Origin of the sequence: Stenotrophomonas capsici, assembly GCF_034961085.1 — a bacterium.
In the GTDB taxonomy this organism is placed as follows: domain Bacteria; phylum Pseudomonadota; class Gammaproteobacteria; order Xanthomonadales; family Xanthomonadaceae; genus Stenotrophomonas; species Stenotrophomonas capsici.
Map to the genome: position 1 here is coordinate 1 of NZ_JAYFUH010000091.1, position 7,883 is coordinate 7,883.

A 7,883-nucleotide genomic window follows, 5' to 3' on the forward strand; every position below is an offset into this window, starting at 1 on the left:
ACCACACCGATCGCCAAGGCGACCGCGACCGCGCGGGTACGCAGGGTTTCAGTCATCGCGGCCGTCGATGCGGGCGATCTTCACCGGTGCCAGCGGTTGCGGCGGGAGCTGCAGGTGGAAACCACGCTCGGCCAGGTTGGCGCGCACCAGCGCGGCATCGACCTGGGCCAGGCGACGTTCGGGGGTCAGGGCAACCTCGAGCACGAAGGTGTACGGGGCCAGCGTTGCGCCCAGCGAGGCCGGGATCGCATCGAAATCATCACGCTTGGCCAGGTAGACGTAGGTGTCCTGCTTGCGTTGGCTTTTATAGACGTAGGCTTGCATGCCAGCGGGCTTGGCCCTGCATGGGAAGCTGATGATTGTGTCGGAAACAGGGCGCTGTTGAAAGGCGTAATCCCTGAAACGTCGGGCATTTAGCGCAACCATTGCATTCATTTTCATCAAAACGACGTGCAGGTCGGCACCGTTCCCGGCTGCCGCCGTCAGCTCGTATCCGGGCGGGCGTCTATATACTCGCGCCCCGTTGATCCCCTGGAAGCCCGCGTGCCTATCGCTGCCACCCCGCCCATCGCTGCCCTGGACATCCTGGCCTACACCGCCACCACCGCGCTGGGCGCGGGCCGGGATGCACAACGCGAGGGGCTGCGTGAACGCCGCAGCGGGCTGCGCCGCAACGACTTCGGCAACGCGCCGCTGGACTGCTGGATCGGCCGCGTCGAGGGCGTGGAGGCCGTCGCCCTGCCCCCCCACCTGGCCGAGCTGGACTGCCGCAACAACGCGCTGGCCTGGCTGGCGCTGCAGCAGGACGGCCTGCTGGAGGCCGTCGCGCAGGTCGTCGGGCGCCACGGCGCCGGGCGCGTGGCGGTGGTGATGGGCACCTCCACCGCCAGCATCGGGTCCACCGAGGACGCCTATGCGCGGCTGGTCGACGATGCCGACGGCACGCCCCGTTTCCCCCAGGACCTGCGCTACCGCGTGCGCATCCATACCCCGCACTCGCTGGGTGACTTCGTGCAGGCCGCCACCGGCCTGCACGGCCCCTGCGTCACCGTGGCCACGGCCTGTTCGTCCAGCGCCAAGGTGTTTGCCCAGGCCGCGCGCCTGATCGATGCGGGGCTGGCCGACGCCGCCCTGGTCGGTGGCGTGGACACCCTGTGCGGCAGCGTGCTGTTCGGCTTCAACGCCCTGCAGCTGGTCGCGCCAACGCCGTGCCAGCCATTCGATGCGCGCCGGGTCGGGCTGTCGCTGGGCGAGGCCGGCGGCTTCGCCGTGCTGGAACGGGCCGGGGCCGGCCCGGGCACTGGCCTGCAGTTGCGCGGCTACGGCGAATCCAGCGATGCGCACCACATGTCCGCGCCGCATCCGCAGGGGCTGGGCGCACGCCTGGCGATGCAGGCCGCGCTGCAGCGCGCCGGCATCGAACCGGCCGCGGTCGGCTACCTCAACCTGCATGGCACCTCGACCCCGGCCAACGACAGCGTGGAGGCCGCCGCGGTGGCCGCGCTGTTCCCGGACAGCCTGCACGCCAGCTCGACCAAGGGCTGGACCGGGCACACCCTGGGCGCGGCCGGCATCGTCGAATCGGTGTTCGCGCTGCTGGCGCTGGAGCACGGCCTGCTGCCCGGCACGCTCAACAGCGAGATCCCCGACCCGGCCTGCGGCCCGCAGATCCGTTTCGACAATGCACAGGCCGACATCCACTACGCAATGAACAATTCCTTCGGCTTCGGCGGCAACAACTGCTCGCTGGTCTTCGGCAGGGCGCACTGATGCAGGCGCTGCAGGCAACCGTGGAAGGCATCGGGTTCTGGGGCAGCGGCCTGCCCGACTGGGACAGCGCCTGCGCCTGGGTCCGCACCGGGCAGCGCCCGGACGCCCCGCCGGCACGGCCGGCCCCGCAGCTGCTGGCCGCCAACGAGCGCCGGCGCGCGCCGGGCACCGTGGTGGTGGCGCTGGAGGCGGCGCTGGCCGCCTGCCAGGCCGCCGACCGCGCGCCGGATACGCTGTCCTCGGTGTTCACCTCCACCCACGGCGAGCTGTCGATCACCGACTACATGTGCGCCACGCTGGCCGACGACCCGCGCGCGATCTCGCCCACCCGCTTCCACAACTCGGTGCACAACGCCGCGGCCGGCTACTGGACCATCGGCGCCGCTGCGCATGTCCCGGCCACCGCGATCACCGCCGGGCCGTACAGCTTCGCCCAGGGCCTGCTGGAAGCGCTGGTGCAGTTGCATGCCGGCGAGGAGGCGGTGCTGCTGGTGGCCTATGACGGCAGCGCCAGCGGCCCGCTGGCCGAACCGGCGCCCAGCGAAGGACTGCTCGGCGCGGCGCTGGTGCTCTCGCGGGTTCCCTGCGCCGGCCTGCCGTCGCTCACCGTCCACCTGGACACCTGCGCCGACGCCCCCGTCGCCGACGCCGCGCCCGGTCCGCTCACCGCGCTGCTGCACGGCAATGCCATGCAGCCGATGCTGCCGCTGCTGGAAGCCCTGGCGATGGAAAGCGAACAGGTCCTGCTGCCGGCCGGTCGGCAGCAACAGCTGAGGATCCGCCTGGGCCATGAATGACCCCGTGCCGTTGTCCCCGAACGATGTCGCGGTACTGATCCCGGCGCTCAACGAGGCGTTGCGCATCCGCGAGGTCGTGCAGGGCGCGCTGGCGCTGTTCCCGCACGTGATCGTGGTGGACGACGGCTCGGACGATGACACCACCCAGCGCATCGCCGACCTGCCGGTCATCGTGCTGCGCCACCGCCAGCGTCGCGGCAAGGGCGACGCGCTGCGCACCGGTTTCCGGGAAGCCACCCGGCGCGGCCTGCGTGGCGTGCTGACCATGGACGGCGACGGCCAGCATGCCGCCACCGACCTGCCCCGCCTGCTGGCCTGCGCCAACCGCCACCCCGGCTGCATCATCATCGGCGCACGCCTGCGCAAGCGCGCCGCGCAACCGCTGTACCGGCGCCTGGCCAACGCCTTCGGCGACTGGGGCATCGCCTGGGGCACCCATTACCAGGTGGTCGACAGCCAGAGCGGGCAACGCTTCTATCCGGCCGAGGTGATCGCGCTGCGCGACATCCCCGCCGAGGGCTTCGTGTTCGAGGCGCAACTGCTGATTTCCGCCGCGCGGCAACTGGGCACGCGCTGCGTGTCGGTGCCCATCGACTCGCGTTACCGCTGCGCCGGCAGCGACGAACAGTTCCGTCCCAGCCACTTCCGGCCGCTGCAGGACCTGTACCGCATCACCCGCCACATCGTGCTGTTCGCGCTGCGCCATGGCCACGTCTGGCGCGTGTACCGCACCATCCGCGCCAACCCGCCGCTGATCGACGACGCCGACAGCCGCGCCTGAGCCGCCGGGCCTCAGCCCATGCCGCCATTGATGCCGATCACCTGGCCGTTGATGTAACCGGCCGCATCGCTGCACAGGAAAGCGACCAGCGCGGCCACTTCCTCCGGCTTGCCGGCACGCGCGGCCGGCACCGCCTGCTTGATCATCTCCGGCGGGAATGCCTCGGCGGCCATCTCGCCTTCGATCACGCCCGGGGCGACCACGTTGGCGCTGATGCCGCGGCTGGCCATCTCGCGTGCCAGCGAACGGGTCGCGCCATGCAGGCCGGCCTTGGCCGCGGCGTAATTGCTCTGGCCGCGGTTGCCCAGCACCGCCGCCACCGAGGACACGCTGACGATGCGGCCCCAGCGCGTGCGTGCCATCGGCAGCAGCAGCGGCTGGGTGACGTGGAAGAAGCCGTGCAGGCTGACGTCGACCACCCGCTTCCAGCGTTGCGCGTCCATGCCGGCCATCGGCGCATCGTCATGGATGCCGGCGTTGTTGACCACGATCTGGATCGGCCCATCGGCCAGCAGGGCCTCCAGCGCCGCCGCCACCGCCTGGCCATCGACCACGTCGAAGGCCACTGCCTGCGCGCTGCCACCATCGGCGTGGATCTGCTCGACCACCGCCTGCGCGCGCACCAGGTTGGCGTTGGCATGGACGATGACATGCGCGCCGTCGGCGGCGAGCCGGCGGCAGATCGCGCCACCGATGTCACCGCTGCCGCCGGTTACCAGAGCACGTCGTTGGGTCATGGGTAGGGGTTCCTGCAGAAAGGTAAGAAGGGAATCACGGCAACCGCAGCATCACCGCCGCACGGCCTTCGGCCAGCAGCCGCTCGCCATGGTGCACGGTGAAGGCGTACTGCTGGCTGCCATCGGCCTCGACCAGCACCTGCGCGTGGGCCAGCAACGGGCCATCCAGGTCATCGATGCGGGCCACATGCAGCTGCACGTCACGCAGTGCCACCAGCACGCCGGGGGTCACCGCACCGCCACGCGCCTGTGCACGCAGGCCACCGTGCACGGCCATTGCCTGCGCACCGTACTCGCACAGGTGGATCGCCCCCAGCTGCCCGCCGTTGCGCAGCGGGTGCGCGGGATCGCGGTGGTTGAAGGCACGCAGCCTGATCTGCTGCGAAGACCAGTCCAGCACCTCGTCCCACAGGCACATCCGGCCCTGGTGCGGCACCAGTTGCAGGATCTGCTCACGCCCGATCATCGGCCTGCTCCTGCAGTGGATGGCGCGACACCAGCAGCGCCAGCACGAAATTGCACACCACGCCCAGCGCCACCGTGCTGCCGATCGCGCGCAGCACCGGGATCGAGGACAGGCCCAGCAGGCTGAACACCAGCAGCGTCATCACGCTGCACACCAGCAGGCCATGCAGCGTGCGCAGCTGGTCGGCGTGGCTGTCGCCGGCGTGCTCGAAGAACAGGCCGTAGTCCAGGCCCAGCCCGGCGGCCAGGATCAAACCGATCAGGTGGAACAGGTTCAATTCCACGCCCAGGCCACGCAGCACCGCCAGCACCAGCAGCGTGCTCAGCGCCATCGGCAGCAGTACCCGCACCACCCGGCGCGGCGTACGCAGTGCCGCCCACACCGTGGTCGACAGCAGCAGTACCGCCACGGCCAGTGCGGCGAGCACGCGCCCGCGGTAATCGGCCACCAGCGATTCGGAGGCGTTCTTCAGGTCCAGCAGCTCGCCGCCCTGGGCGCGTGCGGCGGCGGCCAGCGCGGCGATATCGTGCAGGCCACTGAGCGAGACCAGCGCGGTGCTGTGCTGTTGCCCCTGCACCAGCAGGCCGCCCACGGCGGTGGCCAGCGGCGTGCCCTGCAGGTCCTGCGGCTGCAGCGCCGGCGCGGCGCGTGCACGTGCGACATCGGCGAGAAACGGCGCGAACGCATCGCTGCGGAACGGCGTATCGGCGACCGCTTCGGCCAGCGCGGTGCGCAGCGTGGCCGCGTCCGGCAGCTGCCGTTGCCGTTGCTGCTGGGTAGCGGCGCTGGGCAGGTAACGCGCGGCCATGTCGTAGCGCTCCAGCGCACCCCTGTCGACCAGTGCATCCAGTGCCGGGCGCAGGCGCTCGCTGGCCTCCAGCGCGGCCTGCACGTCATTACCGCGCAGGGCGATCACGTAGCGCACGTCCGGCGCGCCCAGCTCGCTGCGCAACTGGGCGTCACGCTGCAGGTCCTGCGGGTCGACCGGGGTCAGCCGGCCCAGGTCGTTCTGCCAGAACGGGCCCGGCGCCCACGACACCACCGCGCCGGCCAGCAGTGCCAGCGCCAGCAGCGACCAGCGCGGCTGTGGCAGGTGCCGGGTGTAGGCCCACACCCGCGCCAGCGGCCTGGAATCGGCGAAGTCGCGCGTGGCCGGGTCGACCAGCGCCGGCAGCACGAACCGGGTGGCCAGCGCCGCGGTGGCCAGGGCGGTGATGGTGAACACCGACAACTGCTTGAGCCCTTCCACCCCGGAGAACAGGAAGGTCAGGTAGGCGATGCAGGTGGCAATCACGCCGGTGCCCAGGGTTGGCCACAGCGCGCGCACGTTGTCCCAGGACGAGCGCCCCGGGCGCTCATGGCTGAAGAAATGGATGGGGTAGTCCTGCACCACGCCGATCAGGGTGAAGCCGAAGGCGATGGTGATGCCATGCACGCCCTCAAAGCCCAGTGCCACCGCCGCCAGGCCGGCCAGGCCGGCGCTGGCCAACGGCAGGAAGCCCAGGATCGGCATCTTCCAGCTGCGGTAGGCCAGCCACAGCAGCAGGACCATGCCGATCGTGTCGAGCGTGCCGATGGTGCTGGCTTCCCTGGCGGTGCGGTTGCCGATCTTCACCGAGAACGCGCCCGGCCCGCTGAGCTCGATGTGGCTGCCGCTGTTCCCGGCCGCGTGCGTGAACGCCGCCTGGATCGCATCCACCGCCGCCTGTTGCGCGCCCGGGTCGAAGCCGGCGGCGCGGGTCTGCACCAGCAGCAGTGCCTGGGTGCCAGTGTGGTCGAACCAGACCTCGTCGATGCGTTGCGGCGCGGTGGCCGGCTGCAGCGCTTCGGCCACGCGCAGGAGCTGCAGGGTGGGGTCGGAGGGCAGCAACGGTTCGATCAGGCCGCCGGCCGGCGAACCCAGGTCCTGCAACCGCGCCTGCAGCTCATCGCCCAGCGTGGCACGGGAGAACGCATCGGCCGGCAGCGCGTGGATCAGGTAGCGATACGGCAACAGGTGTTCGGGGAAGGCCTCCAGCCCGGCCTGCTCGCCATTGGCGACCAGCTCGAACTGCGTGTCGGCCGCCAGCGTGGCGCGCAGTTCGCGCGACTGCGCGGCCAGCTGTGCCGGGCTGGCCCCGGACAACGCCACCAACAGCAACCGCGCGCCCGGGCCTTCGCCCAGTTCATCGAGCAGCAGCTTCTGCGCGGGGGTGCGCGCATCGGGCATGAACTTGCGCAGGTCGCCGCTGACCTGGATGCGCGAACTGATCCAGGCCGTCAGCAGGCCCAGCAACAGCAGCCAGCCAATCGCCAGCCCGATGCGTTGCGGCGCGGTCAGCTTCAACGCGCACCACCGGCCTGGCACAGCGCGGCCAATGCGTCGGCCTGGCGCAGGTTGGCCGCCGCCGCCGCGGCACTGCCCAGCAACGTGCGCTGCAGGTCACCGCGTGCCGGCTGGGTCTCGATGCAGCGCAGCTCCTTGCCCTGGCCATGCAGCGTCACCGCGCGCACACGCCGTGCCAGCGCCTCGGCGCGCGGCGTCAGCACCAGCTGCCACTGCTGCGCGCTGCCGGAGGCCTGCAGCCGGTAGGCCTGCTCCAGCCTCGCCAGGTCGCCGGACAACAGCGCGCCGAAACTGGCCTGCAGGTCGGCCAGCTCGGGCACCCGCTGCAGCGAGAACACGCGCGGCGGCTTGCCGCTGCGGTCGATGCTGACCTGGCCATTGGCGATCGTGGTGGTCTCGGCATAGGGCGCGCGCACCTGGCGGACCAGCGTGGCCGCATCCGGGCGACGGTACTGGCCTTCCACGCGCAGCGGCTCCTTCAGCAGGGCCGAACCCCGCAGCTCGACGAAGCCGGTCTGGCTCGGCGCCGGCTGCGCGAGCTGGCGCAGGATCCAGCCGGCATCAACCCCGCTGGCCAGCGCCGGTGTCGCCAGGCTCGCCAGCAGCAGGCCGAGCAGATGGGGACGGAGTTTCGGTTTGCCAGAAATCATAGAAGTTGAACCAGTTGTAGGGAGCACCGTGCAGGTGATGCTCCAGCCTGTCGACGTAACGCTGGATAAGCGCGGTGAGGGCGTCTGCGCGCTGCGCGCGCGGGATGTCCACGCGCGCATCGAACGGCTCGAAGCACAGATCGTAGCGATTGCCGCCGCGGTACAGGCCGAAGGCGAGCATCACCGGCGCCTTCAGCACGCTGGCCAGCAACCACGGTGCGGCCGGGAATGGCGCCGGGCTGCCCAGCAGCGGCACCTTGACCACGGCCTCGCCCGGACGCGCGCGGTCCACCAGCAGCGACACGATCGCCCCTTCCTGCAGCGCCTGCTGGATGGCCAGCGCGATGCTCGGCCCG

General features: G+C 71.1%; 9 protein-coding genes. 3 read left to right on the forward strand and 6 right to left on the reverse strand.

What is annotated here, in order from left to right; genetic code table 11:
- Nucleotides 1–48: 48 nt before the first annotated feature.
- Entirely contained in the window at nucleotides 49–324 is a 276-nt protein-coding gene (locus VA603_RS08560) for a YcgL domain-containing protein (protein ID WP_132863820.1), read from the reverse strand.
- 243 nt (nucleotides 325–567) lie between these two features.
- On the opposite strand from VA603_RS08560, the gene VA603_RS08565 reads away from it, so the two are divergent.
- Genes VA603_RS08565 through VA603_RS08575 form a run of 3 tightly spaced genes read left to right on the forward strand, consistent with a single transcriptional unit; the run spans nucleotide 568 to nucleotide 3,348 of the window.
- The gene (locus VA603_RS08565; RefSeq protein WP_132866099.1) at nucleotides 568–1,770 is read left to right on the forward strand and encodes a beta-ketoacyl-[acyl-carrier-protein] synthase family protein; all 1,203 of its coding nucleotides are present in this window, start codon (nucleotides 568–570) and stop codon (nucleotides 1,768–1,770) included.
- Nucleotides 1,770–2,567, forward strand: a complete 798-nt coding sequence (locus tag VA603_RS08570; protein ID WP_323438534.1) for a beta-ketoacyl synthase chain length factor — start codon at nucleotides 1,770–1,772, stop codon at nucleotides 2,565–2,567. The genes VA603_RS08565 and VA603_RS08570 overlap by 1 nt, the downstream gene beginning before the upstream one ends.
- On the forward strand, nucleotides 2,560–3,348 hold the full coding sequence (locus tag VA603_RS08575) for a glycosyltransferase family 2 protein (RefSeq protein WP_323438535.1): 789 nt from the start codon (nucleotides 2,560–2,562) through the stop codon (nucleotides 3,346–3,348). The genes VA603_RS08570 and VA603_RS08575 overlap by 8 nt, the downstream gene beginning before the upstream one ends.
- An 11-nt stretch (nucleotides 3,349–3,359) precedes the next feature.
- Here the strand turns inward: VA603_RS08575 and fabG are convergent, their stop codons facing one another.
- The 5 genes from fabG to VA603_RS08600 form a co-directional block, all read right to left on the reverse strand.
- Entirely contained in the window at nucleotides 3,360–4,085 is a 726-nt protein-coding gene (gene fabG, locus VA603_RS08580) for a 3-oxoacyl-ACP reductase FabG (protein WP_323438536.1), read from the reverse strand.
- Between the two features lie 34 nt (nucleotides 4,086–4,119).
- Nucleotides 4,120–4,551 (reverse strand): hotdog family protein, encoded by a 432-nt coding sequence (locus tag VA603_RS08585; protein ID WP_323438537.1) that lies wholly within the window; start codon nucleotides 4,549–4,551, stop codon nucleotides 4,120–4,122.
- Nucleotides 4,538–6,898 carry an MMPL family transporter gene (locus VA603_RS08590; protein WP_323438538.1) on the reverse strand — a complete coding sequence of 787 codons (2,361 nt, stop codon included), beginning with the start codon at nucleotides 6,896–6,898 and terminating at the stop codon, nucleotides 4,538–4,540. Before VA603_RS08590 ends, VA603_RS08585 begins: the two co-directional genes overlap by 14 nt.
- Nucleotides 6,874–7,527, reverse strand: a complete 654-nt coding sequence (locus VA603_RS08595; protein ID WP_243693973.1) for a LolA-related protein — start codon at nucleotides 7,525–7,527, stop codon at nucleotides 6,874–6,876. The genes VA603_RS08590 and VA603_RS08595 overlap by 25 nt, the downstream gene beginning before the upstream one ends.
- Nucleotides 7,439–7,883, reverse strand: a 445-nt coding sequence (locus tag VA603_RS08600) for an LpxL/LpxP family acyltransferase (RefSeq protein ID WP_486679290.1), incomplete at its 5' end; no start/stop codon positions are given. The genes VA603_RS08595 and VA603_RS08600, both read right to left, overlap by 89 nt.